Origin of the sequence: Serratia sp. ME47 (assembly GCF_903970925.1) — a bacterium.
In the GTDB taxonomy this organism is placed as follows: domain Bacteria; phylum Pseudomonadota; class Gammaproteobacteria; order Enterobacterales; family Enterobacteriaceae; genus Serratia; species Serratia ureilytica.
On the sequence record NZ_CAJCKE010000001.1, the window covers coordinates 106,170 to 127,241 of the forward strand.

General features: G+C 59.6%; 23 protein-coding genes. 9 read left to right on the forward strand and 14 right to left on the reverse strand.

All coding sequences use genetic code 11. The features are described 5' to 3' along the window. Nucleotides 1–20 precede the first annotated feature (20 nt). Complete coding sequence (locus H7A77_RS00545) at nt 21–902, forward strand: leucine-rich repeat domain-containing protein (RefSeq protein ID WP_182073681.1); 882 nt, start codon at nt 21–23, stop codon at nt 900–902. A 49-nt stretch (nt 903–951) separates the two neighbouring features. Here the strand turns inward: H7A77_RS00545 and lpxM are convergent, their stop codons facing one another. The 3 genes from lpxM to znuA all read right to left on the reverse strand — a co-directional run bounded on the left by lpxM (nt 952) and on the right by znuA (nt 4,358). Continuing rightward, nucleotides 952–1,920, reverse strand: coding sequence for a lauroyl-Kdo(2)-lipid IV(A) myristoyltransferase (gene lpxM / locus H7A77_RS00550; RefSeq protein WP_042785718.1), 969 nt, complete (start codon nt 1,918–1,920; stop codon nt 952–954). 150 nt (nt 1,921–2,070) lie between these two features. After that, nucleotides 2,071–3,393: a murein DD-endopeptidase MepM gene (gene mepM, locus H7A77_RS00555; RefSeq protein WP_033643350.1), complete on the reverse strand. Its 1,323-nt coding sequence runs from the start codon at nt 3,391–3,393 to the stop codon at nt 2,071–2,073. Between the two features lie 20 nt (nt 3,394–3,413). Continuing rightward, nucleotides 3,414–4,358 (reverse strand): zinc ABC transporter substrate-binding protein ZnuA, encoded by a 945-nt coding sequence (gene znuA, locus H7A77_RS00560; protein WP_033644289.1) that lies wholly within the window; start codon nt 4,356–4,358, stop codon nt 3,414–3,416. A gap of 78 nt (nt 4,359–4,436) precedes the next feature. Here znuA and znuC point away from each other — a divergent pair, with 78 nt between their 5' ends. Beyond that, the gene (gene znuC / locus H7A77_RS00565; RefSeq protein ID WP_089191899.1) at nt 4,437–5,195 is read left to right on the forward strand and encodes a zinc ABC transporter ATP-binding protein ZnuC; all 759 of its coding nucleotides are present in this window, start codon (nt 4,437–4,439) and stop codon (nt 5,193–5,195) included. Next, nucleotides 5,192–5,977, forward strand: coding sequence for a zinc ABC transporter permease subunit ZnuB (gene znuB, locus H7A77_RS00570; RefSeq protein WP_060660627.1), 786 nt, complete (start codon nt 5,192–5,194; stop codon nt 5,975–5,977). The genes znuC and znuB overlap by 4 nt, the downstream gene beginning before the upstream one ends. 61 nt (nt 5,978–6,038) lie before the next feature. On the opposite strand, the gene ruvB is transcribed toward znuB, so the two are convergent. The 7 genes from ruvB to H7A77_RS00605 all read right to left on the reverse strand — a co-directional run bounded on the left by ruvB (nt 6,039) and on the right by H7A77_RS00605 (nt 11,663). Next, a complete protein-coding gene (ruvB, locus tag H7A77_RS00575) occupies nt 6,039–7,043 on the reverse strand; it encodes a Holliday junction branch migration DNA helicase RuvB (RefSeq protein ID WP_033643352.1) in 1,005 nt (334 codons plus the stop codon). Nucleotides 7,044–7,062: 19 nt separating this feature from the next. Further along, entirely contained in the window at nt 7,063–7,674 is a 612-nt protein-coding gene (ruvA, locus tag H7A77_RS00580) for a Holliday junction branch migration protein RuvA (protein WP_033643353.1), read from the reverse strand. Nucleotides 7,675–7,785: 111 nt separating this feature from the next. Next, a complete protein-coding gene (ruvC, locus tag H7A77_RS00585) occupies nt 7,786–8,307 on the reverse strand; it encodes a crossover junction endodeoxyribonuclease RuvC (protein ID WP_004932367.1) in 522 nt (173 codons plus the stop codon). A gap of 57 nt (nt 8,308–8,364) precedes the next feature. Continuing rightward, on the reverse strand, nt 8,365–9,108 hold the full coding sequence (locus tag H7A77_RS00590) for a YebC/PmpR family DNA-binding transcriptional regulator (protein WP_004932370.1): 744 nt from the start codon (nt 9,106–9,108) through the stop codon (nt 8,365–8,367). 19 nt (nt 9,109–9,127) lie between these two features. Then, complete coding sequence (gene nudB / locus H7A77_RS00595) at nt 9,128–9,574, reverse strand: dihydroneopterin triphosphate diphosphatase (protein WP_004932373.1); 447 nt, start codon at nt 9,572–9,574, stop codon at nt 9,128–9,130. After that, nucleotides 9,574–11,358 (reverse strand): aspartate--tRNA ligase, encoded by a 1,785-nt coding sequence (aspS, locus tag H7A77_RS00600; RefSeq protein ID WP_033643354.1) that lies wholly within the window; start codon nt 11,356–11,358, stop codon nt 9,574–9,576. Before aspS ends, nudB begins: the two co-directional genes overlap by 1 nt. Nucleotides 11,359–11,432: 74 nt before the next feature. Continuing rightward, entirely contained in the window at nt 11,433–11,663 is a 231-nt protein-coding gene (locus H7A77_RS00605) for a zinc ribbon domain-containing protein (RefSeq protein WP_320204121.1), read from the reverse strand. Nucleotides 11,664–11,878: 215 nt separating this feature from the next. Here H7A77_RS00605 and H7A77_RS00610 point away from each other — a divergent pair, with 215 nt between their 5' ends. The 5 genes from H7A77_RS00610 to cmoB all read left to right on the forward strand — a co-directional run bounded on the left by H7A77_RS00610 (nt 11,879) and on the right by cmoB (nt 15,637). Next, nucleotides 11,879–12,457: a hydrolase gene (locus tag H7A77_RS00610; RefSeq protein WP_033643355.1), complete on the forward strand. Its 579-nt coding sequence runs from the start codon at nt 11,879–11,881 to the stop codon at nt 12,455–12,457. A gap of 52 nt (nt 12,458–12,509) precedes the next feature. Further along, the gene (locus tag H7A77_RS00615; RefSeq protein WP_096242837.1) at nt 12,510–13,325 is read left to right on the forward strand and encodes a DUF72 domain-containing protein; all 816 of its coding nucleotides are present in this window, start codon (nt 12,510–12,512) and stop codon (nt 13,323–13,325) included. Between the two features lie 102 nt (nt 13,326–13,427). After that, nucleotides 13,428–13,823, forward strand: a complete 396-nt coding sequence (locus tag H7A77_RS00620) for an MAPEG family protein (protein WP_004932387.1) — start codon at nt 13,428–13,430, stop codon at nt 13,821–13,823. A 102-nt stretch (nt 13,824–13,925) separates the two neighbouring features. After that, nucleotides 13,926–14,669 (forward strand): carboxy-S-adenosyl-L-methionine synthase CmoA, encoded by a 744-nt coding sequence (gene cmoA, locus H7A77_RS00625; RefSeq protein ID WP_033650946.1) that lies wholly within the window; start codon nt 13,926–13,928, stop codon nt 14,667–14,669. Next, complete coding sequence (gene cmoB / locus H7A77_RS00630) at nt 14,666–15,637, forward strand: tRNA 5-methoxyuridine(34)/uridine 5-oxyacetic acid(34) synthase CmoB (RefSeq protein WP_072627505.1); 972 nt, start codon at nt 14,666–14,668, stop codon at nt 15,635–15,637. Before cmoA ends, cmoB begins: the two co-directional genes overlap by 4 nt. 36 nt (nt 15,638–15,673) lie before the next feature. On the opposite strand, the gene H7A77_RS00635 is transcribed toward cmoB, so the two are convergent. The 3 genes from H7A77_RS00635 to cutC form a co-directional block, all read right to left on the reverse strand. Next, the gene (locus tag H7A77_RS00635) at nt 15,674–17,524 is read right to left on the reverse strand and encodes an FKBP-type peptidyl-prolyl cis-trans isomerase N-terminal domain-containing protein (protein ID WP_182073682.1); all 1,851 of its coding nucleotides are present in this window, start codon (nt 17,522–17,524) and stop codon (nt 15,674–15,676) included. Further along, on the reverse strand, nt 17,521–17,925 hold the full coding sequence (locus H7A77_RS00640) for a hypothetical protein (RefSeq protein ID WP_033643360.1): 405 nt from the start codon (nt 17,923–17,925) through the stop codon (nt 17,521–17,523). The genes H7A77_RS00635 and H7A77_RS00640 overlap by 4 nt, the downstream gene beginning before the upstream one ends. Before the next feature lie 432 nt (nt 17,926–18,357). Next, nucleotides 18,358–19,116, reverse strand: coding sequence for a copper homeostasis protein CutC (cutC, locus tag H7A77_RS00645; protein WP_033643362.1), 759 nt, complete (start codon nt 19,114–19,116; stop codon nt 18,358–18,360). Nucleotides 19,117–19,217: 101 nt separating this feature from the next. Here cutC and H7A77_RS00650 point away from each other — a divergent pair, with 101 nt between their 5' ends. Further along, entirely contained in the window at nt 19,218–20,366 is a 1,149-nt protein-coding gene (locus H7A77_RS00650) for a MalY/PatB family protein (RefSeq protein WP_182073683.1), read from the forward strand. On the opposite strand, the gene H7A77_RS00655 is transcribed toward H7A77_RS00650, so the two are convergent. Beyond that, nucleotides 20,363–20,929 carry a VOC family protein gene (locus tag H7A77_RS00655; protein ID WP_164057242.1) on the reverse strand — a complete coding sequence of 189 codons (567 nt, stop codon included), beginning with the start codon at nt 20,927–20,929 and terminating at the stop codon, nt 20,363–20,365. The two genes, H7A77_RS00650 and H7A77_RS00655, sit on opposite strands and share 4 nt — an antisense overlap. Between the last annotated feature and the right edge of the window lie 143 nt (nt 20,930–21,072).

The window sequence follows — 21,072 nt, forward strand, 5'->3', positions numbered from 1 at the left end:
CCATTACGACGGAGAACGCCATGCTCCACCAGCACAATCCCGCCTCGACCTGTGATGAGCTCGAGCTCGATGGACGCGGCCTGACGCAGCTCGACGAATCGCTGGTTGCCGGCCACGCGCTGCGCAAGGTCAGCCTGTACGACAATCGGCTGACGACCTTCCCTACTTCCCTATTCCGGCATCGCAACCTGCAGGTGCTGAACATCTCTTGCAATCAGCTCGACCGTCTGCCGCCGGAGATTGGTCAGTTGCAACAGCTCGAGATGTTCGATTTTGGTCACAACCGCGCGAGCGAACTGCCTGAAACGTTGGGGCGACTGCACCGGCTGAAATACCTCTACCTGAGCGATAACGGCTTTAGCGACCTGCCGCGCGCGCTGGCGCAACTGCAGCAGTTGGTTTACCTCAACGCGACCGATAACCAGCTGACCGCCTTGCCGCAGGCAATACCGAGGCTGGCGGCGTTGCAGGAGCTGCGTTTATACAACAATCGCATCCGCAGCCTGCCCGACGAAATCGGGCAACTGCGCGCGCTGCGCGAGTTGCATATCATGAAAAATGCCCTGACCACGCTGCCGGCGGAAATGGCTCTGCTCGGCGAGCTTGAGATACTCGATGCGGCCAACAATGCCATCACCGAACTGCCGGCAGCCTTCTGCCGCCTGCCGCGATTGAGCGAGCTGAACCTGCGTTTTAATCAGCTGACGCGCCTGCCGGAAAATATCGGTGAGCTCACGGCGCTGAGAAGTCTGGATCTGCGCGCCAACCGCCTGAGCGATCTGCCGGAAAGCCTCGGTGAACTGAGCCGGCTGCGCAAGCTGGATCTGCGCTGGAATGATTTCACCCACACGCCCAACGTCATTGAGATCCTGCGGGCGCGCGGCTGTATGGTGCACATCTGAAGTGACGCCGGCCAGGGTGCGGCCCGACCGGCGTTAGCGGTAGATAGGATTAACGATACAGATCGTCGCGCGAGTAGGGTTCAATCTCCCCTTCCTTGCGCGTCTTCAACAGTTTGAGGATCCAGGTGTACTGCTCCGGGTTCGGGCCCACCAGATTCTCCACCTCTTCGTTCATGCGGCGGGCAATGCGCGGATCGTCCGCTTCGGCCAGATCGTCCATCGGCTCGCGAATATAAATATCCAGCATGCTGGTCTTGCCGTCGTACACCGGGAACAACGGCACGATCGCCGCACGACACACTTTCATCAACCGCCCGACCGCCGGCAACGTCGCCTTATAGGTGGCGAAGAAGTCGACAAACTCACTGTGCTCAGCGCCGTGATCCTGATCGGGCAGATAGTAACCCCAATATCCCTGGCGAACCGAACTGATAAACGGTTTGATGCCGTCATTGCGCGCGTGCATGCGGCCGCCGAATTTACGACGCACGGCATTCCACAGGTAGTCGATCAGCTGATTGCGCTGATTGTGGAACATCGCCGCCATTGGTTGACCGCGCGCGGCCATCAACATCGCCGGCACATCCACCGCCCAGCCATGTGGCACCAGGAAAATCACGTTGCGCCCTTCCGCGCGGATCTTGTCCAACACCTCTTCACCGTGCCAACGCACGCGCTTGAGCACTTTTTCCGGTTTGGTGCAGGCCAGTTCCGCCATCAGCACCATCGACTGCGGCGCACAGGCGAACATCTGGTCGATAATGTGCTCACGCTCGCTTTCCGGCAGTTCCGGCAAGCAATACAGCAGGTTGATGCGGGCACGACGACGCGCCCCTTTCGCCAGCTTGCCGGCCAGTGTGCCGATCGCCCCCAGCACCGGATCGCGCAGGCGCGCAGGCACCAGCGAAACGCCGGCCATCAGGCCGGTTCCCAGCCACACGCCCCAGTAGCGCGGGTATAAAAAGGCTTTTTGAAACTGCGGGATGAACTCTACGTTCGATTTCTTCTCGTTTTGCATGCACATGCTCTTCGCTTAGCAATTCGGCTAATCATAATTGCCATCACCAATTTTGCAATTAACAACCGCGAACCGCCCAGATAAAACAGCATCGGCCCGCAATCAGGCCGATGAAATTAACGGCGCCGGAGCGCCGGAATAAGGGGGACGTTAATCCAGTTGCAGCTGAGGAACCACTTCCTTCACCTGCGCCAGATAATCGCTGCGGTCTTTGCCGCTCAGGCCTTCGGAACGCGGCAGCTTGGCCGTCAGCGGGTTCACCGCCTGTTGACCGGTCCACAGTTCAAAGTGCAGATGTGGCCCGGTGGAACGGCCGGTGTTGCCGGAGAGCGCTATGCGATCGCCACGCTTCACCTTCTGGCCCGGTTTCACCAGCAGCTTTTTCAGGTGCATGTAGCGCGTGGTGTATTGGCGGCCGTGGCGGATCGCCACATAGTTGCCCGCTGCGCCGCTGCGCTTGGCGATCACTACCTCGCCGTCGCCGACCGCCAGCACCGGCGTGCCGACCGGCATGGCAAAATCGACGCCTTTGTGCGGCGCCACGCGGCCGGTCACCGGGTTCACCCGGCGCGGGTTGAAGTTGGAGGAGATGCGGAACTGTTTCATGGTCGGGAAACGCATGAAGCCGCGCGCCAGGCCAGAGCCCTGGCGATCGTAGAACTTGCCGTCCTCGGCGCGGATCGCATAGTAATCTTTGCCGCCCGTGCGCAGACGCACGCCCAACAGTTGGCTTTGCGATTTCTTGCCGTCGAAATGTTCGCGCGACATCAGCACGGAGAACTGGTCGCCCTTGCGCAGTTTGCGGAAATCGAGCTGCCATTGCAGCGCCTTGATCACCGCATTGATTTCGTTACGGCTCAACCCGGCGTCGCCGGCGCTGCTGACGAAGCTGCCGTTAACGCGGCCGCTGATCACGTTGTTGCGCCATTCGCCCTGCTGCGCCTCTTTCGACTCTTTGAAGCTGTTGCCGACGCGATCGTAGGTGCGGGTTTCGCGACGAGAAACTTCCCAGGTCAACTGCTGCAGATCGCCCGCTTCGTTCACGGTCCACGACAGCTGTTGGCCGATCTTCAGGTTGCGCAGATCGCGGTTTTGCGAAGCCAGCAGCGTGACATCCGACATATCGATGCCGTACTGCGTCAGAATGCTGCCGAGGGTATCGCCGGTGGAAACCACATATTCATGCACGCCATCATCGCCGGCATCCTTCTGGTCCAGCTCATCCTGCGGGATTTCGTCATCGGGGGTGGGTTGGTCGGCATCTATCGGCTCACTGGCTTCGGGGAGCAATGACCGCAACTGGCTGGATTCTAACTCGACGCTCTTGGCGATGGGATTGTGTTCTGGGTGGTAAACAAAAGGCCGCCAAACAGCGACGGCCAATGTGACGACTGTCAGCGACCCCAGCATGACGCGGTGGGGCCGTGGCAGGTTGTTATACGCCAGAGCGATAGTTCGGACTATCTGCTGCACTCGATATTATCCTCATAAGCTTACTTCAGGCAGCTCACGTACTGGCTTGACAACTGTGTCAGGAATTTCCCGTAGCTGTCCTTCCCCAGCGCGATGCCGATGCCCAGCGGGTCCAGCGTTCCGGAACGCACAGTGGTACCCTTGGCGACGGCATTGATTACGGCCGGCCTGAATTGTGGCTCAGCAAAAACGCATACCGCTTTCTGCTCAACCAACTGTGTTCGAATTTGGTGTAGGCGCTGTGCTCCAGGCTGAATTTCGGGATTGACGGTGAAATGGCCCAGCGGACTCAAACCGTAGTGTTTCTCAAAGTAGCCGTAAGCATCATGAAAAACAAAATAACCCTTACCTTGCACAGGCGTAAGCATGTTACCAACATTTTTGTCAGTTTGCGTCAGCAGATTCTCGAACTGGCGCAGGTTTGCGTCTAATTTGTCCTTATTTTGCGGCATAAGTTCCAACAATCTGTCGTGAATCGCGATCGCGGTCACTTTTGCCACCTCCGGCGACAGCCAAACGTGCATATTGTACTCGCCGTGATGATGCCCATGATCGTCATCAGCATGGTTATGCGCCTCGCCTGCATGATCATGATCGTCGTCATCTTCGCCTTTCATCAGCAGCGGCTTCACCGCGGGCAGTTCGCTGATGGCGAGTTTGCGGGTTGCCGAGATAGGCACCAGCGCCTTGGTCAGGAACGCTTCCATGTCCGGGCCGACCCACAGCACCAGGTCGGCAGAACGCAAACGCTGAATATCGGAAGGCCGCAGCGCGAAGTCGTGCGGCGAAGCGCCATCCGGCAGCAGCACCTCGGTCGGCGTCACGCCGTCGGCGATAGCCGAAGCGATAAAGCCCAGCGGACGAATCGTCGTCACCACCGCCGCGGAAGCGCTGCTCAGCGGGCCGGCCATCACGAGTGCGCTGGCCAGCAGCGTGCGCTGCAGCCATTTATTTTTCTGTGCCATCATCAGTAATCCCATCGTTTTCATCAACAAGGCGTGATATTATAACATTCGCTTCGTTCTGCAACCTGTAATCTCGAGATGTCTACACTGATAACGCTAAAAAATATCTCCGTCGCCTTCGGCAGCCGCAAGGTGCTGTCGAATATTTCCCTCAGCCTGCAGCCCGGCCGTATTCTCACCCTGCTGGGCCCGAACGGCGCGGGTAAATCCACGCTGGTGCGCGTAGTGCTGGGATTGGTAAAACCGACCGCCGGCACGCTGGAGCGTGAGCCCGATCTGCGCATCGGCTACGTGCCGCAAAAGCTGCACCTCGACGCTACCCTGCCATTAACCGTCAGCCGCTTTATGCGCCTGAAACCGGGCGTAAAGAAAGCCGACATTCTGCCGGCGCTCAAACGCGTGCACGCCGCCCACCTGCTCAACCAGCCCATGCAAAAGCTCTCCGGCGGCGAAAACCAGCGCGTGCTGCTGGCGCGAGCGCTGCTGAATAAACCGCAGCTGCTGGTGCTGGACGAACCCACGCAAGGGGTGGACGTCAATGGCCAACTGGCGCTGTACGATCTGATCGACCAGCTGCGCAAGGAGCTGGGGTGCGCCGTGCTGATGGTCTCGCACGATCTGCATCTGGTGATGGCGAAAACCGACGAGGTGTTGTGCCTCAATCAGCACATCTGCTGCTCCGGCGCGCCGGAGGTGGTCTCGATGCATCCCGAATTCATCGCGATGTTCGGCAACCGCGGCGCAGAGCAACTGGCGGTGTATCGCCACCACCACAACCACCGCCATGATCTGCAGGGAAGAATTGTCTTGAAGAAAACCGGGAGCCGCGAAGCATGATTGAACTGTTACTTCCCGGCTGGCTGGCCGGCGTGTTGCTGGCTAGCGCCGCCGGGCCGCTGGGTTCCTTTGTGGTCTGGCGCCGGATGTCCTACTTCGGCGATACCCTGGCGCACGCCTCGCTGCTCGGCGTCGCCTTTGGTCTGCTGCTCGACATTAACCCCTTCTATGCGGTGATCGCCATTACGCTGCTGCTGGCCCTGGCCCTGGTGTGGCTGGAGCGCCGCCCGCAGCTCTCGGTGGATACCCTGCTCGGCATTCTGGCGCATAGCGCCCTGTCGCTGGGACTGGTGGTGGTAGCGTTGATGTCTAACGTGCGGGTCGATCTGATGGCCTATCTGTTCGGCGATCTGCTGTCGGTCACGCTGAGCGACATCGTGATGATCGCCGGCGGCGTCGCCGTGGTGCTGTTGGTGCTGTGGTGGCAATGGCGCGATCTGCTGTCGATGACCATCAGCCCTGAGCTGGCGCACGTCGACGGCGTCAATCTGGCGCGGGCGCGCACCGTGCTGATGCTGGTCACCGCCTTGACCATCGGTCTGGCGATGAAATTCGTCGGCGCACTGATCATCACCTCGCTGCTGATCATTCCGGCGGCCACCGCTCGCCGCTTCGCGCGCACGCCGGAGCAAATGGCGGGCATCGCGGTGCTGCTCGGGATGGTGGCGGTTACCGGTGGCCTGACCTTCTCGGCGTTTTACGATACGCCTGCCGGCCCTTCGGTGGTGCTCTGCGCCGCCGTGCTGTTCACGCTGAGCCTGTTCAAAAAACAGCAGGCTTGATTAAAGCCGGGATATGACAAGGGCCGCATCTGCGGCCCTTTCTTATTGGCGGATTAAAAACTTACGCTTCGCGTTCGAGGCCGAAATGCCGGTAGGCATGCTGCGTCGCCAGACGGCCGCGCGGCGTGCGCTGGATAAAGCCCTGCTGGATCAGGAACGGTTCGATCACGTCTTCGATGGTCTCGCGCTCTTCGCCGATCGCCGCCGCCAGGTTATCCAACCCGACCGGGCCACCGGTAAACTTGTCGATAATCGCCAACAGCAGTTTGCGATCCATATAGTCGAAGCCTTCGGCATCCACGTTAAGCATATCGAGCGCCTGCGCCGCCACCGCGCCGCTGATCACGCCGTTGGCGCGCACTTCGGCGAAGTCGCGCACCCGGCGCAACAGACGGTTGGCGATACGCGGCGTGCCGCGCGCGCGACGAGCTACCTCATGGGCGCCCTCGTCGGACAGCTCCAGCCCCAGGCAGCCGGCGCTGCGTGAGACGATGTGCTGCAGATCCGCCACCTGATAAAACTCCAGCCGCTGGACAATGCCGAAACGATCGCGCAGCGGCGAGGTCAGCGAACCGGCGCGGGTGGTTGCACCCACCAAGGTAAACGGCGGCAGATCGAGCTTAATCGAACGCGCCGCCGGCCCTTCGCCGATCATGATATCCAGCTGATAGTCTTCCATCGCCGGATACAGCACCTCTTCCACCACCGGTGACAGGCGGTGAATTTCATCGATGAACAACACGTCATGCGGTTCAAGGTTGGTCAGCATCGCCGCCAGATCGCCCGCCTTCTCCAGCACCGGGCCGGAGGTAGTGCGCAAATTCACGCCCATTTCGTTGGCCACGATGTTGGCCAGGGTGGTTTTCCCCAGCCCCGGCGGACCGAAGATCAGCAAGTGGTCGAGCGCGTCGCCGCGCTGCTTAGCCGCCTGGATGAAAATCTCCATCTGCTCGCGTACGTGCGGCTGGCCCACATATTCGGTCAACAGCTTAGGACGAATGGCGCGATCGAGGACTTCTTCCTCGTTGAGCGGTTCGGCGGAGATCAGGCGATCGGCTTCAATCATTATCTACCTCTTAGCGGCCTTACAAAGCAGCGCGCAACGCGTCGCGGATCAGGGTCTCGCAGTCGGCACCCGGTTTGGCAATTTTGCTGACCATGCGGCTGGCTTCCTGCGGCTTATAGCCCAGCGCCACCAATGCGGAGACCGCTTCGGCCTCCGCATCCGCCTCGGGTGCTTTCTCAGCGGCGGACGGCAAGCTGATCTCGCTGCTGTTGAACAGATCGCCGTTGAGCCCTTTGAAGCGGTCTTTCATCTCTACCACCAGGCGTTCGGCGGTTTTCTTGCCCACGCCCGGCAGCTTCACCAGCGCGGTGATCTCTTCACGCTCCACCGCGCTGACGAACTGCTGCGCGGACATGCCGGACAGGATGGCGAGCGCCAGTTTCGGCCCGACGCCGTTGACCTTGATCAGCTCGCGGAACAGCGCGCGCTCTTGCTTATCGTTGAAACCGTACAGCAGCTGCGCGTCTTCGCGCACCACGAAGTGGGTAAACACGATGGCCTCTTGCCCCAGTTCCGGCAGCTCGTAAAAGCAGGTCATCGGCATGTGCACTTCATAGCCCACGCCGTTCGCCTCCAATAACACCAGCGGCGGCTGCTTTTCCAGAATATTTCCTCTGAGACGACCTATCATTTACCCTCCTGCAGAATGACCGGGCATGGCGCCCTGCCATGCCGTTGCTGGTAAAGCTTATAACATAAAAAAGGCTGGATGAATATCCAGCCTGAGCAATCATCGCTTGCGTCAGCGCAAACGCCCGCGCGCCAGGTTAAGCCGCCCTTCGCTCATCCGCAGCACGTTCTGGCTGAGGTGGCAGTGGGTGATGGCGATGGCCAGGGCGTCGGCGGCGTCCGCCTGCGGGTTGGCCGAGAGTTTGAGCAGCGAGCGCACCATGTGCTGCACCTGCGCCTTTTCGGCTGCGCCGGTGCCGACCACGGTTTGTTTGACCTGCCGCGCCGCATACTCGAACACTTCCAGATTCTGATTCACCGCCGCGACGATCGCGACGCCGCGCGCCTGGCCGAGCTTGAGCGCCGAATCCGGGTTCTTGGCCATAAACACCTGTTCGATGGCGAAGAAGTCGGGCTGAAACTGGGTGATGATCTCGCTGACGCCGGCGTAAATCAGCTTCAGCCGCGTCGGCATGTCGTCCACCACCGTGCGGATGCAGCCGCTGGCGATATAGCTCAACTGGCGCCCCTGCTGGCGGATAAGGCCATAGCCGGTGACGCGTGAGCCGGGATCGATACCGAGTATGATCGCCATATCTACATCCACCTTGCATGCACGGCGCCGCCTGATGGCGGCGCCCGTTTTACCGGATTACAGCGTCGCCGCCACTTCGTCGGAGATCTCACCGTTATGGTAAACTTCCTGCACGTCGTCGCAGTCTTCCAGCATATCGATCAGGCGCAGCAGCTTAGGCGCCGTTTCCGCGTCCATGTCGGCCTTGGTCGATGGGATCATCGACACTTCCGCCGCTTCGGCTTCGAAGCCCGCCGCGGTCAGCGCGTCTTTCACCGCGCCCAGGCTTTCCCAGGCGGTGAACACGTCGATGGCGCCATCGTCATAGGTCACGATGTCTTCCGCACCGGCTTCCAGCGCCGCTTCCATCACGCTGTCTTCATCCAGGCCCGGTGCGTAAGTGATTACGCCCTTCTTGGTGAACAGGTAGGCAACGGAACCGTCGGTACCCAGGTTGCCGCCGCATTTGGTGAAGGCGTGACGCACTTCCGCCACGGTGCGGTTACGGTTGTCGCTCAGGCATTCGATCATGACGGCGGTGCCGCCAGGGCCGTAGCCTTCGTAGATGATGGTTTCCATGTTGGTATCATCATCGCCGCCCACGCCACGCGCGATCGCCCGGTTCATGGTGTCGCGCGTCATGTTGTTCGACAGCGCCTTGTCCATCGCCGCGCGCAGACGCGGGTTGGAATCCGGATCGCCGCCGCCCAGCTTCGCGGCAGTGACCAGCTCACGAATAATCTTGGTGAAAATTTTACCGCGCTTGGCGTCCTGCGCCGCTTTACGGTGCTTTGTGTTGGCCCACTTACTATGACCTGCCATAAAAAATCTCCGAAAAAAACTACTGGACTGAATTGATCACGAACTCTTCAATCGCCTGCTGATTGCTCCACGACTTGGTCAACTTCACGGCCTCGGCCGCCTCAAGCCATTGGTAAGCGTGATGCTCGGTAATCACCGGATCGCGCTCCTCGGGCAACGCCAGACAGAACCAGTGCTCTTTATTACGCGTGGTTCCCGGCGCATAGCGATGTCGCAAATGGACAAAGAGTTCAAACTCCACGCAGCGTTGGCAATCGAACAACGGCAGGTGCTCTGCTTCGATATCGATGCCGACTTCTTCCATGACTTCACGCCGCGCGGCATGCGGCGGCGACTCATCCTGCTCCAGACTGCCGGTGACCGACTGCCAGAACTCGGTATCGTCGCGCCGCTGTAACATCAGCACCCGACCACTGGATTTCGCGTAAATCACTACCAGGATAGATTCAGGGCGCTTATAACTCATCACTCGCTCTCTTGTTCCGCACCGGCTTTCTTTACCACGCTGATCGCCAGCTCCTGCAGCGACGCCGGGTTGGCGAAGCTCGGGGCGTCGGTCATCAGACAGGCCGCCGCGGTGGTTTTCGGGAAGGCGATCACGTCGCGGATATTGTCGGTGCCGGTCAGCAGCATCACCAGACGGTCCAGGCCGAAGGCCAGGCCGGCGTGCGGCGGCGTGCCGTACTTCAGCGCGTCCAGCAGGAAGCCGAACTTCTCGCGCTGTTCGTGTTCGTCAATGCCCAGAATGCTGAATACCGTCTGCTGCATTTCGCTGCGGTGAATACGCACCGAACCGCCGCCCACTTCGTAACCGTTGATGACCATGTCATAAGCGTTGGCGATAGCGTTGACCGGCGCTGCGGCCAGCTCTTCCGGGCTCATGTCGCGCGGCGAGGTGAACGGGTGGTGCATCGCCGCCAGGCCGCCCTCTTCGTCTTCTTCGAACATCGGGAAGTCGACCACCCACAGCGGCGCCCAGCTGTCGAGTTGGGTCAGCCCCAGATCGCGCCCCAGCTTCAGGCGCAGCGCGCCCATCGCATCGGTGACAATCTTGAAGCTGTCTGCGCCGAAGAACAGGATGTCGCCGGTCTGCGCGTCGGTACGCGCCAGGACAGCTTCCAGCACTTCCGCGCTGAGGAATTTGGCGATCGGGCTCTGCACGCCTTCCATGCCGGCGGCGCGGTCGTTGACCTTCAGCCAGGCCAGGCCTTTCGCGCCGTAGATGTTGACGAAAGCGCCGTACTCATCGATCTGCTTGCGGGTCAGCTGTGCGCCGCCCGGTACGCGGATCGCCGCCACGCGGCCTTTGGCGTCGTTGGCCGGGCCGGAGAACACTTTGAACTCGACGTCCTTGACCAGGTCAGCCACGTCCACCAGCTCCAGCGGGTTACGCAGGTCCGGCTTATCGGAACCAAAGCGACGCATCGCTTCGGCGAAGGTCATGACCGGGAAATCGCCCAGATCCACACCCTTCACGTCCAGCCACAGTTCACGCGCCAGTTTCTCCATCACTTCACGCACCTGGTCGGCGGTCATGAAGGAGGTTTCGACGTCGATCTGGGTAAATTCAGGCTGACGGTCCGCACGCAGGTCTTCGTCACGGAAGCATTTGACGATCTGATAGTAACGATCGAAGCCGGACATCATCAGCAGCTGTTTAAACAGCTGCGGAGACTGCGGCAACGCGTAGAATTTGCCCTTGTGCACGCGGCTCGGCACCAGGTAATCGCGGGCGCCTTCCGGCGTCGCTTTGGTCAGCATCGGCGTTTCGATGTCGAGGAAGCCGTGGCTGTCCATGAAGCGGCGCACGAAGCTGGTGATTTTGGCGCGGGTCTTCAGACGCTCGGCCATTTCCGGGCGGCGCAGATCCAGGTAGCGGTATTTCAGGCGCGCTTCTTCGCTGTTGACCTGGTTGGAGTCCAGCGGCAGCGGCTCGGAGCGGTTGATGATCTCGAGCGCGTGGGCAAACACTTCCACTTCGCCGGTGGCCATATCTTTATTGATCTGGCTGTCCGGACGCGCACGCACGGTGCCGACGATCTGGATGCAGAACTCATTGCGCAGGTCGTAGGCCTTGTCGAACGCCACTTTCTCGTCCGGATCGAAGAACACCTGCACGATGCCTTCGCGGTCGCGCATATCAATAAAGATCAGGCCGCCGAGATCGCGACGACGATTGACCCAACCACACAGAGTGACTTCCTGGCCCACGTGGGACAGATTCAACTGCCCGCAATATTCAGTACGCATACGCTATCCTTTTACACAGCCGATGCCGCGCCGGGCTACTGCGCCCCTGTCGCGCGGCTGTTATCTGATAAATTCTACTTGTTACCCGGTTTAAAATCCGTCGCATACCAGCCGGTGCCCTTAAGCTGGAAACCGGAAGATGAAATCAACTTGGTCAACGCGGGCTGCCCACACGCCGGGCAGTCTGCCAGCGGCGCATCGGAAAATTTTTGCAATTTCTCTAACCGATGGTTGCAAGCACCACATGCATATTCATAAATCGGCATAGGTCGTTGGATTAAAGAGTGTTGAAAAAAGGGAGTCATTATAAAGGAAATTCATCCGCCCGATAAGTGCGAACACAGCATTGTTACTGCACTAAATGGCGCGTTTTTGTTCGAATCAACACATCGGTTAACAAATTTCCCATTAACCTGCGACAGTTTTTTCACGTAGCCTGATTCTCCCCCGGTTTTGCGCCGAACGCAGCTCGCCCGACGCGCCGAACAGTTTTTATCCACTTCGCAACGAGATGAAATCCATGCTGAAACTTGACGCTCAAACCACCGCTCTGGTGCTGATCGATTTGCAAAACGGCATTCTGCCCTACGCCGGCGGCCCGCACGGCGCCGACCAGGTGGTGGCGAACGCCGCCCTGCTGGCCGCGCGTTTTCGCATGCTGGGCGCGCCGGTGCTGTTGGTGCGCGTCGGTTGGTCAGACTCCTTCGCCGAGGCGCTGAAACAACCGGTGGATAAACCGGCTCCCGCGCCCGCCGGCGGTTTGCCGGCCACCTGGTGGGAGTTCCCCGCGCCGCTGGCGGTCTGCGACAGCGATATTCTGATCACCAAGCGTCAATGGGGCGCCTTCTACGGCACCGATCTGGACTTGCAGCTGCGCCGTCGCGGCATCAAATCCGTAGTCTTGGGCGGCATATCCACCAATATCGGCGTGGAATCCACCGCCCGCGCCGCCTGGGAACACGGCTATGAGCTGGTGATCGCCGAAGACGTCTGCAGCGCGCAGAACGCGGAAATGCACCGTTTCGCGTTCGAACACATCTTCCCGCGTTTGGCGCGGGTGCGCGACACCGGCGAAATTCTTGCCGCGCTCGACCGGTAACGTTAAGTTGTAGCCTGATAAGCCAAGCACAAGTAAAGGAAGACAAGCCGTGATCTACATCGGACTGCCACAGTGGCAACATGCAGCCTGGAACCGTATCGGGCTGCGCGACTTGGCGGATTACAGCCGCTACTTCAACTGCGTGGAGGGCAACACCACCTTCTATGCGCTGCCGAAGCTGGAAATCGTGCAGCGCTGGCGCGACATGACCGGCGACGATTTTCGCTTTTGCTTCAAATTCCCGTCGGACATCAGCCATAAGGCCGCCCTGCGCAACTGCGCCGCCGAGCTGCAGGCGTTTTACCACTGCCTGAGCCCGGTGCATCAACGCATCGGGCAATTGTGGCTGCAGTTGCCCGCAGCCTTCGGCCCCGATGAGCTGCCGCGCATGTGGCAGTTCTTCGAAAGCCTGCCGCAGGAGTTCACTTACGGCGTCGAAGTGCGTCATCCGGCATTTTTCGCCAAAGGCGAGGAAGAGCGCGCGTTGAATCAGGGGCTGCATCAGCGCGGCATCAATCGGGTGATCCTCGACAGCCGCCCGGTGCATCACGCCGCCCCTAATACCGCCGCCGTGCGCGATGCCCAGCAGAAAAAACCGAAGCTGCCGGTGCACGCGCTGGTCACCGCCGACCAACCGCTGGTGCGCTTTATCGGCGGCGACCAATTGGCCGACAACCTGCGCTGGTTCGAAGCCTGGCAGCAAAAACTGCCGCTGTGGCAGCAACAGCATCAACCGTATCTGTTTATTCATACGCCGGACAACGGCGATTCACCCCAGCAAGCGCAAAAAATTTGGCAGCAGCTGCGCCGGGCGATCCCCGATTTGCCTGCGCCGCCGGACTGGCCAGAGCAAGATGCACTGTTTTGACCTATTAATCTGACCAATAACATCAAATATTTCCCCGCGACAGTGAATACAATGACGGCTATGATGCTGGCTGCCAGTTTTGGTTAGGGAACGGAGTTAAAAATGGTAAGCGCGCTTTATGTGGTGCTCGGCGCATTGTTGTTGATCAAACTCTCTTATGACGTTGTCAGATTAAGGATGCAGTACCGCGTAGCCTACGGCGACGGCGGTTTTTACGAATTGCAGACCGCCATCCGCGTGCATGGCAACGCCGTTGAATACATTCCTATCGCTGCTGTATTGCTGGTGATTATGGAAATGAACGGCGCGGAAATCTGGATGATCCACCTTTGCGGCCTGATGCTGATGGCCGGGCGACTGGTGCATTACTACGGTTTGCGCAACCGCGAGGTTCGCTGGCGTCGTTCGGGCATGGCCGCGACCTACATCTCTTTGTTGTTGATGGTTCTGGCAAATATCTTCTATCTGCCCTGGGATCTGATTTTCAGCCTGCATTGATCCCGTTTTATCATCAGGCGGCCGCGCCGCCTGCTTCCGCTCCGTTTTTTTACGCTTTTCTGTTAGACTACGCAGCTTCGAATTCTGAACTGATTTGCCGCTATGCCAAACCGCGATACTCTTTTCTCAGCCCCCATCGCCAAACTGGGCGACTGGACCTTCGACGAACGCGTCGCCGAAGTGTTTCCCGACATGATCCAACGCTCCGTTCCCGGCTATTCCAACATCATCTCGATGATCGGCATGCTGGCCGAACGTTTTGTGCAACCCGACAGCCGGGTGTATGACCTGGGCTGCTCGCTGGGCGCGGCGACGCTGTCGATGCGGCGGAATATCAGGGTGCCCGGCTGCACTATCGTCGCCGTCGACAATTCGCCGGCGATGGTGGAACGTTGCCGCCGCCATATCGACGCCTTCCGCGCCGACACGCCGGTCGACGTCATCGAAGCCGATATTCGCGACATCGACATCGAAGACGCCTCGATGGTGGTGCTGAACTTTACGCTGCAGTTCCTCGAACCTGCCGATCGCCTGCGCCTGCTGGAAAAAATTTATCGTGGCCTGCGCCCGGGCGGCGCACTGGTGCTGTCGGAAAAGTTCAGCTTTGAAGACGCCGAAGTCGGCGAGCTGCTGTTCAACATGCACCACGATTTCAAGCGCGCCAACGGGTACAGCGAGCTGGAGATCAGCCAAAAACGCAGCATGCTGGAAAACGTGATGCTCACCGACTCGGTGGAAGCGCACAAGGCGCGTCTGCAACAGGCCGGATTCGAGCATGCCGAAGTGTGGTTCCAGTGCTTCAACTTCGGTTCATTGATCGCTCTGAAAGCGGGGGATGCGCAATGATCGAGTTTGGTGACTTCTATCAGCGCATTGCCAAGAGCCCCCTCAGCCACTGGCTGGATACGCTGCCCGCTCAGCTGAGCGCCTGGCAGCGCGAATCGCTGCACGGCAAATTCAAGCAGTGGTTCAACTCGGTAGAGCATTTGCCGACGCTGACTCCCACCCGTCTCGATCTGCTGCACGGCGTGCGCGCCGAGATGGAGCCGGGGCTGTCGCCGGGCCAGCTTGAAGGCATCGAGAAAATGTTGCGCACCCTGATGCCGTGGCGCAAAGGGCCCTTCTCGCTGTATGGCATCGATATCGATACCGAATGGCATTCCGATTGGAAATGGGATCGCGTACTGCCGCACATTTCTCCGCTGGCCGGCCGCACCATTCTCGACGTCGGCTGTGGCAGCGGCTATCACCTGTGGCGCATGATTGGCGCCGGCGCACACTTCGCCGTGGGTATCGATCCGATGCAGCTGTTCCTGTGCCAGTTTGAAGCCGTGCGCAAACTGTTGGGCGGCGATCAGCGCGCCCATCTGCTGCCGCTCGGCATCGAGCAGTTGCCGGATCTGGCGGCGTTCGACACCGTGTTCTCGATGGGGGTGCTGTATCATCGCCGCTCGCCGCTCGATCATCTCCATCAGTTGAAGAATCAGCTGGTGGCTGAAGGTGAGCTGGTGTTGGAAACGCTGGTGGTGGAAGGCGACCGTCACCAGGTGCTGGTGCCGGGCGATCGTTATGCGCAGATGCGCAACGTGTATTTCATCCCTTCCGCCGAAGCGCTGAAATGCTGGCTGGAGAAGTGCGGCTTTGTCGACGTGAAGATCGCCGATATGTGCGTCACCAGCCTCGAAGAGCAGCGACGCACTGACTGGATGACCAGCGAATCGTTGGCCGAATTCCTCGATCCGAACGATCGCAGCAAAACGGTCGAAGGCTATCCGGCGCCGCTGCGCGCCGTGCTGACCGCCAAAAAGCCCTAGCGCACGCTAATCGGGCCGGCCTGCGCCGGCCCGCCTTCACCCGTTACTGACATCGACAATCCGCAGTTCATAAACCATCGTCGCGTTTGGCGGGATCTGCGGCGCATAGCCAGTTTCACCGTACGCCAACGCCGGCGGCACCACCATCGTCAGCGAGCCGTGATTTTTCAGATGGCCGATAGCCTCGCGGAACAACGGCGGATAGGCGGAGAGCGGCTGGGACATCACCTTCCCACTGCGATCCATATCCTGAATCACGCGACCGTCGGTTAAACTTTCTTTCACCACGATATCCACCCGCGAGTTTTCCGTAATGGCCTCATCACCCGCATAATCGATGCGATACCAGAAACCGGAAGGCGACTTCTGCGTGCCCTTCTTCTTTTGGAACTCGGCGACGAACGCCTCACCTTTGCTGGCCTGCGTCTTCGCCGCCTGGTTTCTGGCGTCGTTCACCGCTTTTTCCGACTCCGCCAGTGCGCTGGTCAACTGCGCATCGCTCAACTGGTAATGGCCGTTGAAGGTATCGATCACGCCCGCCAGCAGCACGGTTTTGTCGGGCGTGATACCCCAATTTTTACGTTCCGCCAGCATTGTTTGAATATCGCGCCCCAAAGCGACACCGGCGGCATAGCTCTGTTGCTCCGGCTTTTTCTTCAGCGCTTGCCTATCCGGCAGCCATTTGGCCCGCGATCTCAGCCCGTCCAGTTCCTCACGCAAGGCATGCTGCGCCTGATGCGCGGCCGCCAGCTCCGTCGCCGTTTTATCCGCCTGTTGCGCCGCTTTATCCCGTTGCTGCGCAGCCTGCGCGCTTTCCGCCGTCAGCGCCGCCAGACGCTGTTCCAGCGCCTTAGCTTGTTCGGTTTGCGTCTTGTTTTTTTCCTGCAGCTGCGCCAGCTGCTGCTGAAGTTCACCCGCCGCTTTGGCGGCCTCGGCCTTTTGCTGCTCCAGCGCCATCTTCAGTTTTTTCTCTTGCTGCTCGGCCTGCTGGCGTTGGTCATCACGCTCTTTTTGCAGCGCTGCCAACTGCTGTTGAAGTTCGCCCGCCGCTTTGGCGGCCTCGGCCTTTTGCTGCTCGAGCGCCATCTTCAGGTTTTTCTCTTGCTGCCCACCCTGCTGGCGTTGGCTTTCCTGCTCTTTTTGCAACTGCGTCAGTTGTTGTTGCAGTACGCCGAGCGCCTCGGCGGCTTCGGCCTTCTGCTGTTCCAGTTCAGCGGCGGCCGCTTTTCGGTCCTGTTCATAACGCTGGCGCGCTTTATCATTGGCAGCTTGCGCCGCCGCCAGTTTCTCCTGCCAAACCTGTTGCTGCGCGTTATCAGACTGTTTTGGCAACGCCGCCAACCGTTGCTCCAGCGATGCGATGCGTCGATCCCGCTCCTCGGTTTGCTGCTTTTGCCGCGCTAACGCCGCTTGCGCCTCGGCGATTTGCGCCTGAGCCTTACGCTCCTGCGGCGTCAGGTTCAGCGCCTGTCGCACGCCGCTGGCAAAGTCGCTCAACGCGCTCAGATCGGGCGCCGGAGCCGGTTTATCGGCAGCCGCCAGGGAAGACGCGACGCGCAACGCGGTCAGCTCCTGCTGCAGTGATTGAATGGAAGCCTGCTGTTGCTCCAGTCGGGCATCTTTCTCGCGCAGCGCCTTTTGCCACTGCGCCAGCTGCTGCTTCTGCGCCGTCGCCTCACGCGTTTGAACCTGGCGGGATGCCGACTTCTGGGGGGCCTGGGGTTGCGTGACGGCGGCATCAGCCTCCGCGGCCGGTGCATCCTGCCGCTGGTAGCGCTCGGCAAACTGCAATAACGCCGGCACATCGTCATCCGCAGCGGCCACCGCCGGCGCAAACGCCAACGGTATCATCAGGCTCAGTAACGCCTTTCTCGCACGCGGGGTCATTGGGTGCGCTCTCCACGCTCAGCCAGACCGGTCATCATGGCAGAACTGATGTCTGCGCACAGACGGCTGGTGCGATAACGATACAGGGCGTCAACGGTTTCCTGCGTCCCCGTGTTGACCCGCTGACGCACCCCGGCATACTGCGCGGCGCCGCCCATCAAAGCATCGAATTCGCGTTTGAATTTTTGGTATTTTTCGTTATCCATGCCGCGCATGGCATCCAGCTCGCGCTGGCACTGCTGCATGCGTTCGGCCTCACGTTGCCGTTTGTCTTGCTCCGCAATTTCTTCTGCGCTGGGGGGCTTACTTAAGGTAGAAACAGGCCGCTTAGTGGTCTGGCAGCCGGTCAGGGCCAAGGTCAGCAAAAGCGCAGCGGTCAAACAGTGTGCCGTTCGGGTCATTATCGTTATCTCCTTGTAAAGTCCGCCGTCGACGTGCTCTGTGGCTGCGCCGAGGGCTCTCCTCATTGGTGCTGTGATGTTCCGGCCATAAAAACCGGCGGTGAACAGGTATAGAAATGCAGACGCGATAATGAGTGGCAGAGCGCAAATCATTCACCACGCCAATACATACCAAAAAATCATTTAATATTATGATATTTAAAGGATTTTAACTCACAAACTTATCAGCAGGGCATGGCAAGCGCAAGAGAAGAGATGGCGCCTGACCGAGCGAGCAGCAGTGCAGGAATGGGCGCAGTGTCTTAACAAGGCATAAAAAAAGCCCCGGCAAAACGCCGGGGCCTGGTACTTGCGTGATCACCGATGGTTCAGTGACACGCAAAGGGGTCTTACGGCCCGGAAACCGGTTATCAAACGCGGTTAGCTGCGTGTTTATGCGCTTTGCGCCAAGGGGTCAACCAAGGCCAGCGCGTTTTTCATCGCCTCCACCATTTCGCCATCCACGCAATAATGGCTAAATTCGTCAAACTCGTTATCGGAACACATGGTGACCCCCGCCTTGCGATAACGCATGGTCGATGGCACCAGATGGCCGGAAGAGCTGTGCAATTCATGCAGGCCGATATCGACAAACTTGTGCAAATTGCTCAGACGCACGCCGGCGCCCGCCATGATCACCGGACCCTGGCTGGCCTGACGCAAATCACGCAACAGCGGCAGGCCCAGTTCGGCGCTCTGCTGTTGACCGGAAGTCAGAATGCGCGCCACGCCCAGGTCGGTCAGTTGCTCCAGCGCCACCATCGGGTTTTGACACATGTCGAATGCGCGATGGAACGTGACAGCCATCCCCTCGCACAACGTCATTACCTCGCGCATCCGCGGCAGATCGATATGCCCTTCTTCGTCCAGCATGCCGACGACCACGCCGGGGAATCCCAACTCGCGGATCTGGCGGATATCCTGCTTGATCACCTCGAAATCCACCGCGCCATAACAGAAATCGCCACCGCGAGGGCGTACGATCGGATGAACCGGAATCGAAACCCGTTCCCGCGCCAAACGCAGCGTGCCATAACTCGGCGTCAATCCGCCCTCGCTCTGGCTGGCGCATAACTCGATACGATCGGCGCCCGCCCGTTCGGCCGTTAGCGCGCAGTCGACGCTAAAGCAACAAACTTCCAGTTTTATCATTGTCACCCCCAGATAACGGCCAACATACGGCGGCAATTGTTCATTTCTTCATTTCTCACGTAGGCTCATGCTTAGGCATAAACCGGCTCAGGGTTGTAACTATGGCATTCAATTTTGATCAATGGGTAGACCGCAGTCACAGTGACAGCGTTAAGTGGGATAAATATCGCGACCGCGACATCATTCCGCTGTGGGTCGCCGACAGCGACTTCGCCTCCCCGCCGGCGGTCATCGACGCCTTGCAGCGGCGCGTGGCGCACGGCGTGTTCGGCTACACGCACCCATCCCCCGATCTTCTTGAGGTTTTTACCCGCCGCATGGTAGAGCGCTACCGCTGGCACATCAAGCCTGAATGGATCCTTTTCCTGCCCGGCCTGGTGTGCGGCTTGAACCTGTGCGTGCGCGCCTTCACCGAAGACCATCAGAGCACGCTCGCGCCCAGCCCCATTTATCCGCCATTTCGCAAAGCGGCCAAATTCGCCGGGCGCAAGCACCTCTCGGTACCGCTGGCGGCAACAGGCCAACGTTGGGTGCTGGATTTTTCCGCGCTGCATGGGCAGCTCAGCGGCAATGAGAAGCTCCTGCTGCTGTGCAACCCGCAAAATCCCGGAGGCACCGTTTATCGTCGAGAAGAGCTGTCGCAGCACCATCAGTTCGCCCGCGAGCACGATTTAATCGTCTGTTCGGATGAAATCCACTGCGAATTGCTGCTTGAACCCGGCGCACGGCATATTCCTTTCGCCACCCTGAACGAAGACGCGGCCCAGCGCAGCGTAACGCTGATGTCGCCGTCAAAGGCGTTTAATCTCGCCGGGCTGGGCGCCTCGATGGCGATCGTCCCTAATGAGGCGCTGCGACAAAAGCTGAAACGCGCGCGCAGCGGCATCGTGCCGGAGGTCAATCTGCTGGCGCTGGTCGCCGCCCAAGCGGCCTATCAATACGGGCAACCCTGGCTGGACGAGCAGTTGATTTATCTGCGCGCCAATCGCGATAGGGTGACAGAGCGCATCAACGCCATGCCGGGATTGAGGTTGTTGCCGATTGAAGCCACCTATTTGGCCTGGATCGACTGCGGCGCATTGCCGGTAGACAATCCGCATCAGTTCTTCGAGCGTGCGGGCGTTGGATTAAGCGCCGGTTTGGATTTTGGCGATCGGCGCTTTGTACGACTGAACTTCGGTTGCCGGCGGGCTCTGCTCGATGAAGCGCTCGATCGCATGGCGCGGGCCTGCGCCACGCTGTTCGACTAGTCTTGCTCGCTGGCGACAATGTCCCGAATGGAGTAAGGATGAAACTTGATCGTGACCGTTCCATCGGTGATGGCCAGCGTCGGGTTCGGCAACCGCTCGCCCTCGCCTTTTGGCGAGCTTTGCTTCAGTTTGATCCCCGGCGCCAGCAACGCTTCATCAGCGAGATGGCTCAACGCGCGGGCGTGCAACGTCTGCGGATCGCCGCTCAGCACTAGCTCGACATGTTCCCACCCTTCATGCGGATACCGTTTCTCCCCGGGATACGGCAGCTCGACGCAATCTATCCGCCACGGCCCAACGGCCAGCGGCTGCTGTAAATCAAACAGACAGATAGGCCGCCCGTTGATCATCGATTCGGACAACAGTGTCCCGCACTGCATCAATCCCTGGCGCCAGCGTTCGGCGGTAGCGTTCTGGTGACAGCGCAAGGAAATGTGATCGGCGGTAAACGAGGACAGGTCAAGCTGCAATCTGGCGGCGAATTGTTGCAACGCCTGCTCGAAACGCGGCAGGTCGAGCCTCAGATCGTCAAGCTCGGCAATGGCCTGCAAGGGATTGGTCATAGAAACCTCAAAACAACGAGCGCAAAGTTAAACGCCGTAATTTACACGGTGGCGACGGCGCTCGCCAGAGTGGCGAGATTTTTCAGCGGCAGTACAGCATAATTTTCGGTTCTGGATGGAGGACGAAAAACCCAGCGCTTATT